Source organism: Microbacterium sp. NPDC055521 (genome assembly GCF_053619695.1).
This window is the reverse complement of sequence record NZ_JBSHJX010000025.1, coordinates 1-1063: the sequence shown is the minus strand read 5'-3', so window position 1 is coordinate 1063 and position 1063 is coordinate 1. Positions and strand designations below refer to the sequence as shown.

General features: G+C 54.8%; 1 rRNA gene. It reads left to right on the top strand.

The features are described 5' to 3' along the window. A 23S ribosomal RNA gene (locus ACWGSM_RS13510) occupies positions 1-1063 on the top strand; the annotation flags it as partial.

The window sequence follows — 1063 nt, the reverse complement described above, 5'->3', positions numbered from 1 at the left end:
TACTCCGAAAAGGGCGTGGTGGCCGCAGAGACTAGTGGGTAGCGACTGTTTACTAAAAACACAGGTCCGTGCGAAGACGCAAGTCGATGTATACGGACTGACGCCTGCCCGGTGCTGGAAGGTTAAGAGGACCGGTTAGCCGCAAGGCGAAGCTGAGAATTTAAGCCCCAGTAAACGGCGGTGGTAACTATAACCATCCTAAGGTAGCGAAATTCCTTGTCGGGTAAGTTCCGACCTGCACGAATGGCGTAACGACTTCCCAACTGTCTCAACCGCGAACTCGGCGAAATTGCATTACGAGTAAAGATGCTCGTTACGCGCAGCAGGACGGAAAGACCCCGTGACCTTTACTACAGCTTGGTATTGGTGTTCGGTGTGGCTTGTGTAGGATAGGTGGGAGACTGTGAAGCCGTGACGCCAGTTACGGTGGAGTCATTGTTGAAATACCACTCTGGTCATATTGGATATCTAACTTCGAACCGTGATCCGGTTCAGGGACAGTGCCTGGTGGGTAGTTTAACTGGGGCGGTTGCCTCCCAAAAAGTAACGGAGGCGCCCAAAGGTTCCCTCAACCTGGTTGGCAATCAGGTGGCGAGTGTAAGTGCACAAGGGAGCTTGACTGTGAGACTGACAGGTCGAGCAGGGACGAAAGTCGGGACTAGTGATCCGGCAGTGGCTTGTGGAAGCGCTGTCGCTCAACGGATAAAAGGTACCTCGGGGATAACAGGCTGATCTTGCCCAAGAGTCCATATCGACGGCATGGTTTGGCACCTCGATGTCGGCTCGTCGCATCCTGGGGCTGGAGTAGGTCCCAAGGGTTGGGCTGTTCGCCCATTAAAGCGGTACGCGAGCTGGGTTTAGAACGTCGTGAGACAGTTCGGTCCCTATCCGCTGCGCGCGTAGGAAGTTTGAGAGGATCTGACCCTAGTACGAGAGGACCGGGTTGGACGAACCTCTGGTGTGCCAGTTGTTCCGCCAGGAGCACCGCTGGTTAGCTACGTTCGGGATGGATAACCGCTGAAAGCATCTAAGCGGGAAGCCGGCCTCAAGATGAGACTTCCAT